At 59.9% G+C, this 15980-nt stretch carries 10 protein-coding genes and 1 pseudogene; 4 read left to right on the forward strand and 7 right to left on the reverse strand.

Translation table 11 applies throughout. The features are described from left to right. Positions 1–359: 359 nt before the first annotated feature. Positions 360–851 carry a phosphate-starvation-inducible PsiE family protein gene (locus LDO41_RS30425; protein ID WP_223995055.1) on the reverse strand — a complete coding sequence of 164 codons (492 nt, stop codon included), beginning with the start codon at positions 849–851 and terminating at the stop codon, positions 360–362. A 1026-nt stretch (positions 852–1877) separates the two neighbouring features. Here LDO41_RS30425 and LDO41_RS30430 point away from each other — a divergent pair. Continuing rightward, positions 1878–2062 (forward strand): annotated as a pseudogene (locus LDO41_RS30430) (ArsI/CadI family heavy metal resistance metalloenzyme); the annotation flags it as partial. A 303-nt stretch (positions 2063–2365) separates the two neighbouring features. On the opposite strand, the gene LDO41_RS30435 reads toward LDO41_RS30430, so the two are convergent. Next, positions 2366–3265 (reverse strand): LysR family transcriptional regulator, encoded by a 900-nt coding sequence (locus LDO41_RS30435; RefSeq protein WP_223995057.1) that lies wholly within the window; start codon positions 3263–3265, stop codon positions 2366–2368. Positions 3266–3394: 129 nt separating this feature from the next. On the opposite strand from LDO41_RS30435, the gene LDO41_RS30440 reads away from it, so the two are divergent. Together LDO41_RS30440 and LDO41_RS30445 are read left to right on the forward strand one after the other, a co-directional pair. Further along, entirely contained in the window at positions 3395–4348 is a 954-nt protein-coding gene (locus tag LDO41_RS30440) for a tripartite tricarboxylate transporter substrate binding protein (RefSeq protein WP_377745175.1), read from the forward strand. A gap of 47 nt (positions 4349–4395) precedes the next feature. Then, complete coding sequence (locus tag LDO41_RS30445) at positions 4396–5238, forward strand: substrate-binding domain-containing protein (protein ID WP_223995060.1); 843 nt, start codon at positions 4396–4398, stop codon at positions 5236–5238. 241 nt (positions 5239–5479) lie between these two features. Here LDO41_RS30445 and LDO41_RS30450 read toward each other — a convergent pair whose 3' ends face one another. After that, positions 5480–6394: a LysR family transcriptional regulator gene (locus LDO41_RS30450; protein WP_223995062.1), complete on the reverse strand. Its 915-nt coding sequence runs from the start codon at positions 6392–6394 to the stop codon at positions 5480–5482. A 256-nt stretch (positions 6395–6650) separates the two neighbouring features. On the opposite strand from LDO41_RS30450, the gene LDO41_RS30455 reads away from it, so the two are divergent. Further along, positions 6651–7907 carry a glutamate carboxypeptidase gene (locus LDO41_RS30455; RefSeq protein ID WP_223995064.1) on the forward strand — a complete coding sequence of 419 codons (1257 nt, stop codon included), beginning with the start codon at positions 6651–6653 and terminating at the stop codon, positions 7905–7907. A 1537-nt stretch (positions 7908–9444) separates the two neighbouring features. Here LDO41_RS30455 and LDO41_RS30465 read toward each other — a convergent pair. The 4 genes from LDO41_RS30465 to LDO41_RS30480 form a co-directional block, all read right to left on the reverse strand. Then, positions 9445–10989 carry a methyl-accepting chemotaxis protein gene (locus tag LDO41_RS30465; RefSeq protein ID WP_223995068.1) on the reverse strand — a complete coding sequence of 515 codons (1545 nt, stop codon included), beginning with the start codon at positions 10987–10989 and terminating at the stop codon, positions 9445–9447. A 1377-nt stretch (positions 10990–12366) separates the two neighbouring features. Further along, entirely contained in the window at positions 12367–12894 is a 528-nt protein-coding gene (locus tag LDO41_RS30470) for a hypothetical protein (protein WP_223995070.1), read from the reverse strand. 209 nt (positions 12895–13103) lie between these two features. Next, positions 13104–15428: a sbcc family protein gene (locus LDO41_RS30475; RefSeq protein WP_223995072.1), complete on the reverse strand. Its 2325-nt coding sequence runs from the start codon at positions 15426–15428 to the stop codon at positions 13104–13106. Then, the gene (locus LDO41_RS30480) at positions 15416–15931 is read right to left on the reverse strand and encodes a hypothetical protein (protein WP_223995074.1); all 516 of its coding nucleotides are present in this window, start codon (positions 15929–15931) and stop codon (positions 15416–15418) included. The genes LDO41_RS30475 and LDO41_RS30480 overlap by 13 nt, the downstream gene beginning before the upstream one ends. Positions 15932–15980: the final 49 nt, after the last annotated feature.

The raw sequence follows: 15980 nt of genomic DNA on the forward strand, positions 1-15980 counted from the left end.
GGTAAAGAAATTCTGAAGGACGTGACATTTTGCTCCATGGCGTTGCATTTGCCACGGAGGAGATCGAACTCGTGACTCCTCGGAGTCTAGTGTTCTATTGCCGTCGATGTTAGGTTAGTTTTTTCTGCATACGGACACGCTGCTTTAGCGCAGGGACAAAATGCGACTTCGGGACTGAGGCACGGCGGGGCACAGCAGGCGAGTCGAAAAAGGTATGTTCAGTAAAAGAGTTACCTTTATGGACGGGTTATTGGCTGCAGGTCGCCAAGCGACAACGCGCCTGCCCACCATCCGCGGCTTTGCGCCGAGGATGGAGTAAAACCGGAAAGTACTGGTGAACTCCGAGACTTAGAGGTGAATCAGACGCGCTCTTCACGATCCTTCGCGGCAAACTCGGCAATCGCGGCATCGACAGGATCGTCGCGCTGCCGCATCAGCCAATAGACGCTGCCAAGTGAAACCAAGCCGGCCGCGAGTGCCGCAATGTGAGCCGGGTCCGTGGCCGGATCAAGGATGATGAACTTGCGCGCTATCGCGAGCATCGCTACCAGGATCACGGTCTTGACTTGCACGATGTGATCGCGTCTTAACATAACGCGCGTGATCGAATGTTTGAACTCCATCGCGATCAGGAGCGTCATCACCATCCCGAAGACCGCTTGGAAGATCGCATGATCCAAGGAATCGAACGCCCCTGACAATAACAGCGAGACGACCGCCCGAATCAGCTGCCACAGCGATACGACAATGATCACGGAGATTACGACGCTCAGGATATGGGCGATGATCTGCTCAAACCGCTCATAGAAGGTCAGCACGCGCCATTGCAGCCTAAGCTCATTAAGGTTCACGGGAATTGGTCAGACGTCATTTGCTTATCGATCGGCTTGCGGGAAGATCTGGCATGACGAGACGTCGATACCGACGTGCGGGCACTGAGAGGATGGCATCCGAAGGCCGATCAGTCCAGTGATGTTGAGCCAGGCGTGAGGCCGTTTCTTTCGCCCTTGCGCTGACTCTTTGCTCTGAACTGCTGTGCACAAGACTTCTGTCGGAGGACAAATAGAGCGTAAGCCAACCGCCATGCTCTGTCGCGGCAGGACTACCGCTTAGTAGGCGACTATTGCTCCACCGCTGGCATGTCGCAACGCGAACCGGGCGATCGGCCGCGGTGTTCATCCGGATTACACCGCTGGGTTCCGCTGGCGCATTGTTTCCTCCGCAACCTCCGCACTCCGCAGCAGCGGCGCGAGCCGCTCCCGCTCGCCGGGACGATTCCTGCCTCGAACTTGGGGTTTATCGATGGTTCGGTCTTCCATGACGCGCTGACCGACACGCAAAGCGAGTTCGGCGCAAGCCCGCAAGCGACGACGACGGCGTAACGACCGTGATGCCCCCAGTGAGAACGGCGTGCCCGCCAAGCATCCACGCAAAGGCCCCCACGGGGGCGTTCGGATAGCGCGATGGACGGACATCATGGGCCCCACTCCGAACGAGTTTCTTAGTGCGGTGTAGAGGACACGGTCTCTCCGCGCTCCTAACGGAGACAATAGCTTTGCATCGATCGTTCACCGATGCGATGTCGCTTCACAAGCGCCCTCAGACTATTGCCCACCCAGCAACACTGCGGGCAATCAAACATGCCTAGTCGCACTCGACGTGCTTGTACTACCTTGACCGCAAACAGTGCTGTAAGAAGATGGCTATACGGTGGAGACCCGTGACGTGACGTGGCGCCCGACACTCGGCAGGTGTGGAACTTCGCAAACGCACAGATGGTAGATGCAAGAGCATCGGTCTCTGGCGATTGAGAAGCACCGACATTTCGATCGCGTCCTAAACGACTTAGTGCACGGAGTGTGCGTAACCCGTAGGCTATGAAGAGGACCGCAGCGGTTCGCTACTATTCCGCCCTCTTTGCATCCGAGCAGACGGTCGTGAAATACGACTACGCAAAGTGGATGCTTGAAGATCCCGTGTGAACTTTGCCATCTCGGCACGCGGCGCAAAGGTCGGGGTCGACCATCTTGGCATCCGGACAGACGATACCGTGCTCGTCGCGACCAGTTTGATCTTCGCGCTCGGTCTGTGTGCTCGGACGTCGCCGGGCCATCCTGATCTCTCTTCTACGTAAGGTCGCGAGCCCGCGCTGCTCTCTCAGAAATGACAATGAATCACCGACCGTGAGACATCAGGAAGCGGTCGTTCTGCTCGTATCACGTATCGGCAGCAATGGGTCGGCCAGAGAACTTCACCCGCAGACCGTTGGCACCGAAAGAGAGCCCATCGGACCCGTATGCTCCATCAGGGCCCCAAATCAAGGAGCCAATGATTTCCGGGTGGAATAGTCATACCAATTGGACAATCAGATACCCGTCATTTCCAAGATGATCGTTTCATATAACGCCTCCGCGGCGGGCCGCAATGGCCTGTCTCGGCGGCGTATCAGTGCAAGGACGCGGTCCACGTTAGGTTCGATCAAGGGTATTGCGCGAAGCCGGGAATGATCGCGCGGCACCGCCATGCCTGGGAGCACCGCCATGCCCAGACCGGCGTCAACCAGCGCTAACACCCCCACGACGTGGTTGGCTTCGTAATGAATGGTAGGTCGTCGCTCGAGGCGGGCGATGGCAGTTTCGATCAAGGCGCGATTACCACTTTGCTTCGACACGCTGACCATCCGTTGCCCCGCCAACTCCTCCCAGGCTACGCAGGCCCGCCCGGCCCACTCATGGTCTCGCCGCAACACCAATCGATAGGGCTCGGCGCGGATCGCATGGAACTCGATGCTAGGTTCCAGGGCGCCCATGAAGTTGAGCCCGAAATCCGACTCTCCCGACATGACGCTTGTCAGTACAGCGGTTGCGCTTTCGTCAATGACACGGACGCGCACGCCCGGATGTCTTTTGGCAAAAGCATTGATCGCATGCGGCAGTAAATGCAGCGCGGCAGATGGTATGGCAGCCACTGTCACCAGGCCACGGCGAAGCGTAGTCTCGTCGCCAAGCCGAAATACTGCGTTATCGAGGATATCCAATGCGGCTCGCGCCTCCTCCAGGAACTGCCGGCCGACATTCGTCGTTTCCACGCGGCGCGTCGTCCGGTCCAGCAAGCGGGAGCCGAGCGTTTTTTCCAGCTTTTCGATCCGTCGGCTAAGTGCTGGTTGCGAGATGTGAAGTGCCTCGGCGGCTATACGGAAGCTTCCCTTTTCGGCAGTCGCGACGAATGCCTGCAGGTCTTCCAATGCGAAATTAATGTGTGACATGCATCGGATCATCAGAATATTGCAATTCACAGATTAGTCGCACCGGAATATGCTTGCAATGCCTGATTGGGATGATGCGATATGTATCAAGGCGCACAAATAGACTAGCTGGAGACAATCTTGAAACTCATCGTTCGCCAACTCGCGCTCGCCCTTGCCCTGAGTGCCTGCACCCTGAACGCCTTGGCTGAAGGCTGGCCCGCAAAGCCGGTGAAGTTCGTTGTACCCTTTGGTCCGGGCGGCGCCAACGATCTAGTTGCCCGCGCTGTGGCCGAGGCCGCATCGAAGCAACTTGGTCAACCCATCATCGTCGAGAATAGGCCCGGCGCCGGCTCGGTATTGGGTGCCGACTATGTGGCCAAGTCCGCTCCGGACGGCTATACGTTCCTCGCTCCGGCGGCCGGCGTGCTCACCAATGCAATGATCAAGGCCAACCTGCCTTACAAAGAGGAGGACTTGGTCCCCGTCGCCATGCTGGCCGTCAGCCCATCGGTCATCGTGGTGCCCGCCGACTCCCCAATCAAGGATCTCAAGAGCCTAGTTGCCAGCGGCAAAGGCGGAAAGAGCTTAAATTTCGCCACGGCGGGTACTGGCAGCACGCCACACTTCGTCGCGGAGATGTTGAAGCTGGCGACCGGCGCGAAGCTTGAGATCATTCCCTACAAGAGCGGTTCGGAGGGCATGGTCGCCGTTGTCGGGAAACAGGTAGACGCGACGTCAGAGGCCAGCGTCGTGGTGTTGCCACAGATTAAGGGCGGCAAGCTGCGAGCGATCGCCTCCACCTGGAATACGCGCATTGCCGCGATGCCGGATGTGCCCACCGCCACTGAACTTGGCTATCCCGGCATATTTATCGGTCACTGGTCCGGCGTCTTCGCCCCGCGCGGTACCCCTGACGCGATTCTAGAGAAGATGAACCAGGCCATCGACACCGCTATCAAATCACCGGAGCTGCGCGCCAGATTGATTCCGCAAGGGATCCAGCCGGTAGGTGGGACGCGGGCCGACTTTACCAAGTTCCTATCAGGCGAAAAAGCTCGCCTCGGCCCGATCGCGCGCGCGGCCAATATGAAAGAAGACTGATGGGAGCCGGCGAGTATAGATTCGCCTAAAACCACCTTAGAGTTGAGATGAAACGAATCCTCACATCCCTTCCGAACCATCCCCGTATCGCCGGCATCGCCGGCACCACGATCACCGCACTCGCACTGCTCCTGCCCACCCTCGGACACGCAAGCGAGCTTCTTGCCGTCACGTCTGGAGGGTTCGCTGAGGCGTCCAAGCAGCTTACAAGTCACTACAACAAAGAAAACCCTTCTGCTCCCGTTACCCTCACCTTCGGGCCGTCTATGGGCAAGACTGACAACGCAATCCCAGCCCGTTTGGCGCGTCAGGAACCCATCGACGTTGTCATCATGGTTGATAGCGCGCTAGATCAGCTCATGGATAGCGGCAAGCTAGAGCCCGGCAGCAAAGTTATTCTCGCCAATTCGAAGATTGCCTGTGCTGTGCCCGCCGGCAAGCCCCATCCCGACTTGCACACCGCTGCATCCGTGCGTCAGGCTTTTCTCGACGCGCCCTCCATTGCATGGTCCGATAGTGCAAGCGGCGAGTATATTCAAGGCGAGCTACTGGCTCGTCTAGGCATCGAGACTGAAGTGAAAAAGAAAGGCAAGCAGATCCCGGCAACGCCCGTCGGAGAGATACTGGCAAAAGGCGAAGCTGCATTCGGATGCCAACAGCACAGTGAACTGCAGCCGGTACATGGTATCGACATCGTCGCCGAACTGCCGGACGAACTTCAGCGGATCACACCATACGCGGCCGCTATCGTGAAAGGGAGCACGCATCGCCCCGCAGCCAGGGCGTTCATCCAGTATCTGGCGGCGCCGCCGAATGGCAAAATTATCAAGGCAACCGGGTTGACGCCCTCAGCGATAAATGACGCAGCGCTAGTAACTGATAGCTATTAGATTTCTTTGTGTTTATGTCATCGTGCAGGGCCACAACGACATCGTCGCACCAAGGGTGAACTCATACACGATGCAGCAGGCCAAGCCCTACGCACAACGGATCCTGTATCCGTATGCTAATCACGGCTCGTTCTATCGGTACCCGCGTTATTCGTGGCGCCTCTCTACCAATCTCCCGAGCTTGGGGCATACACCACTCCCGTCGCAGCCGCCTGGCGCTTGATAAGGCAGGTGACAGCCATCACGCCGGCAGCGACGCGTCGCGGTGCAGGGACGCGGCTTGCCGAACGCAGTGGATGAAATAGTCGGACGGTGCGCTCAGGATCGCGCCTTCACGTTGCAGCAAAGCCATCTGCAGCGTGGGCGGGTTTTCCGGCAGATTCAATTGGACCAGCTGAGAGTCGGGGTCGAGAATCAGCACGTGCCGCGTCAGCGCCATCACGGTGTCGACGTTGAGCAGCAGCTTGCTCGTCAGCAGGTTTGAGGTGCAACGCGTGATGCGGCGGGGTGGCGGCAGGTCATAGCGTGCGAACACCGCTTCAAGATAGCGCGGAAACTGTTCCGTCGCATCGGCGTGCAGCCATTCGGCGTCCTGCAGCTCGGCGAAGGTGGTCGCACCGGCATGACGGCTGCCACGGCGCGTCGCGAAGGCGGTCGGAAACGACAACAGCGGCTCGCAGGTCACGAAGGCGTCGGCCGGCGGTGCGCCCGGTATGGCCGCCAGTGCGAAGTCCAGGCGGCTATTGCGAAGGTTGTCGAGCAGCTTCGGCAGATTCCACTCGCGGAACTCGACGGCCACCTCGGGCATAGCCGAGCGAAACGGCACGAACGCCTCCGCAATCAGCGTCGCCCCAGCTAGCGGCGACACACCGATGCGCAATTGTCCGCCCACCACGCCGCGCAACTCCGCCATATCGGCCTCGGCGCGCTCGAACTCATGCACGATCAAACGCGCGCGCGTCAGCAGTCTGCGGCCCTCGTCGGTAATCGATACCCCCCACGAGTTGCGCGTGATCAATGACACGCCGACTTCGGATTCCAGCTCGCGCATGGTACGCGTGACGGCCGGCTGACTCACGCACAGCATGCGCGCGGCCGCATTGATGCTGCCTTGTTCGGCAATGGCGGTGAGAGCCCGCAAATGGTGCAACTTCATGTCTATATGGCTCTAGGTAGGGGCGACGATCACGCGCCGGCGACGCTATAACGCATCGTTATCCACATCCGGATTTGTGCGTACTCGCCCGCTAGTTAATTTCATAGCATGACGTCTTTGTATCAACGGCGTTACAACGCATGAAACGCGAGCGAGATACTACCGCGCACTTGTCGCCGACAGCAACGCATGCGAGGCATCCGCGCTTGCTGGTCGATCGCTTGCAGACACCCCGTATTCATCAAGAGGAGAAGTCATGAAACGTTTGGTTCTGTGCGCGCTGGCCCTGGCAGCCGCCACGGCAGTCTCGTCCGGTTGTTCCGATAGCAATGCTGCCAGCCCCACCTACGACAGCTCACTCGACAGCGCCTCCAGAGCGCAGCAACCGGCCGTCATGCAGATGCTGGAGCAGTTGGTCAACATCGAAACCGGTACGGGCGACCCGGTCGGCATGCCGCAAATGGCCGACTATCTCGCCCAGCAGCTGGCGGGACTCGGTGCCACGGTCAGTCGCCAGCAGGCTGCTGCCGGTGTCGTCGGCGAGAACATCGTCGGACGGTTCAAGGGCACGGGCACGGTCAAGATCCTGATGATCGCGCATATGGACACGGTGTACCCGCGCGGCTATCTCGCGAAGGCACCGTTCCGCGTTGACGGCAATCGCGCCTACGGACCGGGTATCGCGGACGACAAGGGCGGCATCGCGGTCATCCTCAATTCGCTCGCCATTCTCAAGGCGCGAGGCTTCAGCGATTATGGCGAGATCATCGTCATGTTCAACACCGACGAAGAGAAGGGCTCCTTCGGTTCGCGCGATCTCATTCAACAGCTGGCCGCTGGGGCCGACTATGTCATTTCTCATGAGCCCAGCGGCGAAACGGAGGGCATCGGCCTGGCCACCTCGGGCATTGCTTACGTCGAAGCCAAGATCACCGGCAAGGCGGCGCACGCCGGCGTCGCCCCCGAACTCGGCGTCAACGCCCTGACGGAAGCGGCGGATCTGATCCTGCGCACGCAGGACATCGACAACAAGGCCAAGGAGATGCGCTTCAACTGGACGCTGGCCAAAGCGGGCAGCGCATCGAATGCGATTCCCGATTCCGCGACGCTGAACGCCGACGTCCGCTATGGGCGCAACGAAGACCTCGACGCAATCCAGTCGATGCTGTCCGAGCGGGCGCAACGCAAGCGCCTTGCGGCTGCCACGGTCGAGGTCAGCGTCACGCCTGGACGCCCGGTATTTAACGCCAACGATGGCGGCAAGTTCCTCGCCAACAAGGCGGCAGCGATCTATCAGGAACTGGGCTATACGCTGACGGTATCCGATACCCGCACCGGTGGCGGCACGGATGCCGCTTACGCGGCGCTGTCAGGAAAGCCGGTCGTGGAGAGCATGGGCCTGCCCGGCTTCGGTTATCACACCTCATCGGCGGAATACGTGCTGATCGATGCGATCCCGCGTCGCCTTTACCTGAGCACGCGCATGCTGATGGACCTCAGCCGCGGCCACTGAATTTGGAGCTCCCCCTCTATCGGATGCGACAAGATACGGGCAAGTGGGGGGCGATCTCTCGAGGGTTTCCAAGAGACCAGGCCCGGCTCCCCCCGTCTCGCTGGATCCGCCGGCGCTCGTCACTCTGCCACTGGCGCTCCTGCTCTTCATCGCTGGCAGCCTTATCACACGCACGGCGCCCGCCGCACAGGGAGCGCTCTCCTTGGCGAAATCGTGACCCAGCCTTTCGCCGAACGACATGAGCCAGGCACATGCCATACGTGCCTGGCGTCTGCGTGACGATGTCGCTCACGAACGGCGGTCGCCAAGCGAACCGCGTCTGTGCTTCCAGGGCCGATTGCAGGCGATTGACGCGCTGATTTAGTTCTCATTCGGAATGTCGGTAAGAGGCCGTCTCAGGATAGGATTGGCTGGCATCGTGGCAGCGACGGTCGGCGTGGTGTAATCCCCGGAAATCCCGATCGAGTTGTTCCGCTTGGACAACTTCAACACAAGTCGCATTGCGCCAGATTCCGCCGGACTGGACCCAGTCGCCCCGACATCGATCGACCTCAAGCGCACGATCGCCCGGCGGCGCCTTGCCGCCGGATTGGGTGCATTCTCAAGCCGACTGTGCATTGCCTCTCGATGCCGCAGAGTCACCGAATGTTTGCATGCGATGGATGAAGTCGGGTGACTGGGTCGCCAACTCCAGCAACTGCATCCCTCTTACGAGATCTGCGAAATTGTGTACGCCCATTCTCGTCATGACTTTCCCCCCGCAGTTTCTTTCTCAGAAGCCAGCCGCACGTTGTCGCTTGTCAAAGCGCTAGGTACAACATCGAGCATGTCCTGATCCCGGAACGGCCGCGAAAAAAGTGAAGGGCGCCGGCCTTCATATCCTTTAACGCTTCTCTGTAGTTGAGGGCGTGGCGGTAGTTCTCGACCACAGCAAGGAAGAGACAGCATTCGCGTTTGCCGCGGCGCTAACGATACGCAACCTAGTCACGCGATCGGGGATGGTTTCAGGATATCGACTTGTTGCCCACGCCCACTCTGCCGCAGATGCCACCCGCTATCGGTGCCTACGGCGCTGGAGCAGAATCTACGAACGGTCTCGAATGGATGCGGCGCGTGTTTCGACATCGCCGTTCACCCCTCTTTCAACGTCGCGGGGGTCCCTGCAATGTCCGTTCCGCTTGAAACGCATTCGGCGACCGGTTTGCCGATCGGCATGCAGTTTGCAGAGGGTTTCTGGCGCGAAGTCACGTTGCCGCAATCGACCGGACAACTCGAACGGACTCGGCCTTGGGTCGATCGTCGGCCAATAATGTGGGCCGGATGCCCGTAGAAATAACGACGACTCAGGATGCCCCGCGCGGGGCCACGTGGGATGAGAGAGGGTCGCGCCCATCATGCTGAATTCGGAGCTGCTGCGGCAACGCCGTTGCGAGTAGCTCCCTTCCTGCCAACGCGGCTCCGCGCTTCACCGCTCATGTAAGGATGCCGCGACTAGGTTTTGTCGCCGGTCCAATGCCGCCGAAGTTGGGCACCGCCTTCATCTGAATACCTGCACAGCCTCTACGAGCCGGGCTGCTTGCGCCCGCAATGCTTCGGACGATGCAGCGCCTGTCCGGACAAGTTCCGCATTTTCCTGCGTGAATCTGTCCAGCTGCGCGACTTCGTTCCCTATGTGGGCTACTCCATCGGCCTGCTCCGCGTTGGCGAGACTAATGCTTGAGATCATCTCCGATACACGCTTGACCTGATCTACCATGCTGCGCATGGTGTCTCCAGTATCGGTAACCAACTTCGCCCCTGATTCCACCTTACCGGCGCTCTCGGCGATCAATGATTTAATTTCCTTTGCCGCGCTCGCGCTGCGCTGCGCCAGCGCGCGCACTTCGCTCGCCACTACGGCGAAGCCGCGACCAGCTTCGCCGGCGCGAGCGGATTCAACAGCCGCATTCAGAGCGAGAATATTGGTCTGGAACGCGATCGTATCGATCATGCCGACGAACCCTCCAATCTTGGAGGAACTGTCGGAAATTGCGTCCATGGTCGCAACAACCTCGGACATCGCTTGGCCACCTGTGATGGCTGCCGCCGTCGCTGCGTCGGCGAGGCGATTCGCTTCCTGCGCCGTCTGAGCGTTGCTTGCAACAGTTGCCGTGATCTCCACCATTGCGCTAGCCGTCTGCTCCACGCTGGCGGCTGTCGAGGCTGTGCGTTCGTGAATATCACCAGTACCGCGCGCAATAGCTTCGACCGATCCTTCCAAGCCTACAACCTGTTCGCTCACATCATCAACAAGCCATCGAAACATGAGACCCAGCTGACCAATGGTTCGCAATGTGATACCGATTTCGTCCACGCGATCAAGATGCGCTATCTCCCGACTGTCACCGGACGCGACACGCAATGCCTGAGCTTTCATCGATTCAATTGGCTTGGCAATCTGCCATTCCAGCCACCACGCGGCCATCCCCGCGGCCAACGTCACCCATGCCGCGAGCCCCGCTGCAACCTGCAATGGCAGGCCCACTGATGACACGGCGCCGACCGTTGCTGCCACCATGCCAGCCAATCCCATCCTGAGACGGCCTCTTACCGACATTCGTTTCAACGCCGAGCGCCACGCCATCCAGCCGGTACGTACTACCAATCCTTTGAAGAATTCCTGGCCGCGTGCATTACCCTCTCTGAAATCCCGATAAAGTTTCTCCGCTTGGGCAATTTCATCGCGAGTCGCATTGGTTCGCACTGACATATAGCCGGTGGTGACCCCATTTCGCACTACAGGCATAGCGTTCGCTCTTACCCAGTAGTGATCTCCATCCTTGCGCCGATTCTTGACCAACGCGGTCCATGGTTCGCCCTTCTTAAGCGTCGCCCACATGTCCGAGAACGCCTCCTTTGGCATATCGGGATGGCGTATGACGTTGTGCGGCTCGTTCTCGACCTCGTCCCGATCGAATCCACTGGCCTCGATGAACGCGGAGTTGGCGTATCGGATCAGGCTTGCTGTATCGGTGGTGGACATCAGCGTTGCATTTTCGGAAAGCTCGTACTCGTGCTGCGTGACAGGGACGTTGATTCGCATTGGGTATCTCTAAATGTGGCATTCCAATACGATGTAACGGCGGAGGTGCGCCCGCCTTTAGTATCAAAGCCGAATGCAATGGCCCCCCAACACGATTCGGCATGCAGACGTCATCGAACCCACCAGTCGAATCCGAGCACGATCCCGCAGCGTCGCGGGCGACGCGTAACCGGTTACACAAGCACGGGGCGCGCGATCACGAGACGAAACATCCAACCGCAAGGACGCCGGAAAGGCAGGGAGCCGAGCGCACTCAGATCGGGAGGAGAAATCGTTCTGCCGACGTTTGAAGCGATCGGGCACGCGGGCGAGGGCATGGGGCCGAGAATTCTTCGGAATGAGTTTGGCCGCAGATTGGTGCGGCAGGGCATTCCCGCCGGCGAGTTCTCGTTTGGCGTTGGCCACCGCGGAGTCCTGTACGGCCGGGCTCATCGCGTCGAGCATTGCCGGTGCTTCCGGCACGGGGAGACGTCCTGCGATGCGCGATCGTGGAAAATTTCATGGAGACCATCAAGGATATCGATGGCCCCGGGACGATAATGAGCGAATCCCGCCCATGGTCTATCCCTTTGCAGCCTAAACAGGCTCGATAAAATCCGTGCCCGACGTCACCCTCGCCTACCTCGTTTTGACGAAGGTCGACATGCCGTCTATTGCTTCATGAGCCGATGATAGCGCTAGCGTTATAGCCGCATGCGGAGCGCTCGCACATTCTTCAATCGTTGGTGGCAGAAGTCGGCGCGATCCCATGCCTGTGCTGACTTGTGTAATTGTGACCGTAGCAAGGAAGCGCTCGCGAGCGACACCTCGACCGTTATCCGCGACGGTTGCCTGACGCACCTTCGCTGACACACGAAACCCCTTATAAACTGCATTGTTCTCAGACATGATGGACGTCCTCCTCACTTCGAGCATACGCGCATAAGCCAAGCTGCGGAGGATTACTTCGTTGGCACGAACAGAAGGCTTCATTGACCACTATCGCTCCTGTCTCTTCCCCCCACTTCTTCCATCTGCGGCATCACATTCCACAGATTGAACGAGTGCCGATGAGCCAATGCAGCCTGATTCGCGCACGAGCGTCGCGTTGCTTTCTTCGATCTGGTAAAGGCGTACCTTTCGAGCTGAGGCCGACGATGCGCTTTGGACACTCGTGCTTGTTCGCCGATCAACTTGCTGGGGCGAGCGGCGGATGTACCTTGCGAAAGCGGTCGCCGCGGGGCGTCTGGTCGAACGACAGCTCAGGGGCGGTTTACCCCCTTCAGGTTGGTTAGCGGCAAAGGTCATCCGGCGTAGCTTCTTATGTGCAAAGTAAAAGCCCCGGCCGTCTTGCGACGCCGGGGCTGTGTAGAAGGAGAGGTCCTATGCAAGGCACAGTCAGTCGAGTCCGCCGATTGGCGCACCCATCTTCTTGTCTTGCGCTTTGAGAGCGCGGAGTTCGATGACGACATAGCGACGCAGCACGTTACGCTCTTCGCCTCCGAAGAAAGCCCCTGCAGCATCGCCGTCAAGAACGCCAAGCTGAGTCTGGATATACCGACAGGCCGAATTCAGCGTTTCGTCGACGAGATCCTCGATCAGTTGCGCATTACGATCCTCGAAGTTCGATAACCACTCGTCCAGGGCATCCATCGCACGCCGCACGGCCTCGGTGAATGCCTCCGTCGCGTTGCCTTCCGCTTTCGGGAAGATCAAAGAGATCTCGGCAACTTCACCGAGGATCGCCGTTATTTCCGCAAGCGTGATGTGTTCACGAACGGAAATGAGGCTGGCTGCTGTAGGCGGGATGCGCCGCTCCGCGATAGCTCGCTTGATGAACGTCTGACCACGGTCAATCGCGCGGCCAACGAAAGCGCTTTGTTCAGGGCTGAGATCAAAGGGAGACGGATAGTTGATACGTTTCATAGGAGAAAAGGAATGTCCACCACCCTCTAACGAGGGTGAAAGGCGTTGACAGGAATTTGCGCGGCCACAGAACTGTCGTGGCAAGTACGCTGGAAGGACGGAGAGCCAGGCGCCGCGCCTGGATCGGCGGCCGATGGTAGAAGTGAGCTGGAAAAAAATGCCCGCTTCCCTTTCGGCAAGCGGGCACGGTTGATAACGCCGCTGGCGGTCTACGACTGCGCCAGCGCTATAACATCGATCACGGCATCGGCCTCGTCGACCAGATCGGGCGTCTGAGAGATGAAGAACTCCCGTTCGTATCCGCCCAGCCGCAACACTTCGCGCTTCATCTTCATGAAGGCACGCTTGCGCTCCGGATCCAGCGGACCGTCAGCCTCGTCAGTGAACAGCGTCCGGAAAGGCTGCTGCGCGTCCTGGCCCCGGTAGAGGGCAATTCCGCGCGTCAGACACTCGTTGATCCAAACCTTCTGGCCTCCTGACATCACAGCGAAGTCCTTCATGCTGTCGTTGTCGGCATCGATCACGTTGATAGCGAAGCCTTCACGCTTATCACCATTGGCAAGCTCCGTCTGCGTGTGGATCGCAGTGGTGAACCGCGGTCCGTAGCAAGCCAGCAGCAGGTCATTGACGATCTGCGTGATGGCCGGGCCCGCATCATCGATGGACAACGCGATCACGCCATCGTTGCCCAGCCCCTTCGCAAGAAGCTTCCATCGCGCGATCTCGTCGGACAGTGCTTCGGCCTTGGCCTCTGCCGCCGGCAAGCCGGCGAGCTCGGTGTCCAGGCGCTCGCGCTCGACTACAAGGGTGCTCTCCTGCCGGATCAGTGCTTCGATCCGGCCCGCGATCGCCGCGACAGCCTCCCGGCTCGCTGCAATCTGGCGGTCCATCTGGGCCAGCTTGCCTGTCACGTCTTCGGTGGCCAGCGTGGCCAGTTCCCGACGTACCGCTTCGAGTTGCGCGTGCACATCCGCAATATCCCGCTTGTGGCGGTCAATACGGGCCGAGTCCTCTTCAGCCAGTGCAGCGAGATCCCGTTCAGCCTGCGTCAACGCTTCACGCGCGGTATCCAGCAGTGGCTTCCTGGCGGCCAAAGCCGTCAGTCGCTGCAACGACTGCTGGTCGCGCGAGAGTCCGGACTGCAACGCGGCAAGGTCATTGCGCGCGCCGGTGAGCTCGGCAAGTTCTGACTGCATCGACGCGATTTGTGCCTGCTTCTCGCGGTAGCTCGAGCGGAGCGCTTCAACGGCAATCATCTGCTGACCAAGGCCTGTTTGGGCCGTGCGAGCCTGAGCAAGCAACGGGCAGGTGGCGTGCATCGGGTCAGCGCGACATGGCACGGTCTCGATCACGTCAGCCTGCAGCTTCAGAGACTTATGCAACTGCGATGCGGACGCACCGCGCTGCTCCAGTCCCTTGAGCTCCGAACTCAGCGCGGCGTGCTGCACGTTCACCGCATCGAGCTTCGCAACGATAGCCTGCTGGCTCACGGCTTCTGCCTGTTTCTGGCCGATGACCATTTGCATGGCATCCCGCTCGCCGGCAGCAGCCTCAACTGCGGCCGCCTCCGCCAATACCGCGCGGTGGCTTGCTACCTGACGGTCGATATCACGGCGACGCGCCGTAGTCCGTCCGACTGCCGTCGTCTCATCGCTGGCAAGCAATGCCGCGCGCTGGTCCAATTCAACTTTGCGCTGGCCCAGTTCACGCAATCGCGCCTCGACACCGGCATTAGCTTCCCGCTTCGCGGCAAGTGTGGCGCGCTCCTGCAGCAGCTTGGCGCCGGCGGCAACTTCCTCGACACTCGCCGCATGCTCAATATCTAGGCAATCACCCAACTGCCAGATCTCGCGGGCAACAACGACCTTGCGATCGCGTTTGCCCGTAAGCGCCAGCACATCGCGCTGCACCGTATCCAGCGAGCGACCGAGCACCTTTGCAACCTCACCTGCTTTCGCGGACAGGTCACGCAGATGCTCGATCCCCAGCAATTCGGCGAGCAGCTTCTTGATCTCGCCAGCCTGATAGCTCGCAAGCGGGCGCCGGTTCTGCGCAGAAAACACGCTGGTGAAGAACGCTTCGGGCGATCCAAGGACCGCCTCGAGACAATAGTTGTAGGTATCCGCCTTGCCGTCCGACAGCGTGCCATCGGCCAGTTGAACGGGCGACCACCCGCCAGCGGTGCTCTTCTCGAACAGGTAGTACTCGGCCTTGCGGCTCTTGCCAGGGTTGCGGAAAGCAAAAGCAGAGCGATAGGTCTTGCCGCCGTGCTCCCATTCCAGATCCTTCTCAGCGCGCGGAGCGCAGAGATGGTCCCAGTAGGAGAACGCGTCGGCGGACATCTTGCTCGCGTGACTCGGCATGATCGGATACGGATGCAGGTTGTCCATGATCGTGGTCTTGCCCGCCCCGTTGGGGCCGACAAGAGCGATCAGGCCACGCGGCAGCGTCGTCAAATCGACCGTAACGCTCTCCCGATGCATACCATCCCGGATGCCGTGAAACCCGGCCAACGTCAACTTCAGTGGGCGCATTCGGACACCTCCGTACCAGTGAACGAGTGCATGTACTCCGAAGGCACCTCCATCACGTTCTCGTCGAACGTGGGCATCTCTGAGGCGACTGGGGCATCGCGCTCGGGCTTGCCCACAATAGCGCGCTCCAGAGAGCGACGCGCTGCGGCAAACTGCGCGGCGGCCATCTTCATCACGGCACTCCATTCCTCCAGGCCCGTGAGGGCACGGAGTTCCAGCTGGCTCCACTGGGAAGCCAGGCCGTTAATGAACGACCAGATCAGGTCCTGCAGCTCCTTGGACGGCGCCACGGCGAAATAGGTGCTTCCACCCGCCTCGCCGAGCGCCATCACCAGCATGTGATCGCGCTTGGCGATCACGGCACCGCGACCGGCGCCGAACGGCTCATACATCATGCACTGCGTGAAGCCATGCTCCACAGACAGGCGTTTGGCCATGGCCGAGCGATTGATAAACGTCTCCTCAACGAAGAGCCAGTCCGGACCGGCGTGATAGAGGATCAAGTTGCACTCCTGAGAAATGACAGAGTGCGCCCCGGACGGGTGGCACCCG

The organism is Cupriavidus pampae, assembly GCF_914271485.1.
Classification (GTDB): Bacteria; Pseudomonadota; Gammaproteobacteria; order Burkholderiales; family Burkholderiaceae; genus Cupriavidus; species Cupriavidus pampae.

Excerpts from the sequence above, each read along its gene's own strand:
- LDO41_RS30450 (WP_223995062.1), bottom strand. The coding sequence starts at position 6,394 with ATGAAGTTGCACCATTTGCGGGCTCTCACCGCCATTGCCGAACAAGGC.
- LDO41_RS30475 (WP_223995072.1), bottom strand. The coding sequence starts at position 15,428 with ATGCGCCCACTGAAGTTGACGTTGGCCGGGTTTCACGGCATCCGGGAT.
- LDO41_RS30435 (WP_223995057.1), bottom strand. The coding sequence starts at position 3,265 with ATGTCACACATTAATTTCGCATTGGAAGACCTGCAGGCATTCGTCGCG.
- LDO41_RS30445 (WP_223995060.1), top strand. The coding sequence starts at position 4,396 with ATGAAACGAATCCTCACATCCCTTCCGAACCATCCCCGTATCGCCGGC.
- LDO41_RS30455 (WP_223995064.1), top strand. The coding sequence starts at position 6,651 with ATGAAACGTTTGGTTCTGTGCGCGCTGGCCCTGGCAGCCGCCACGGCA.
- LDO41_RS30470 (WP_223995070.1), bottom strand. The coding sequence starts at position 12,894 with ATGAAACGTATCAACTATCCGTCTCCCTTTGATCTCAGCCCTGAACAA.
- LDO41_RS30465 (WP_223995068.1), bottom strand. The coding sequence starts at position 10,989 with ATGCGAATCAACGTCCCTGTCACGCAGCACGAGTACGAGCTTTCCGAA.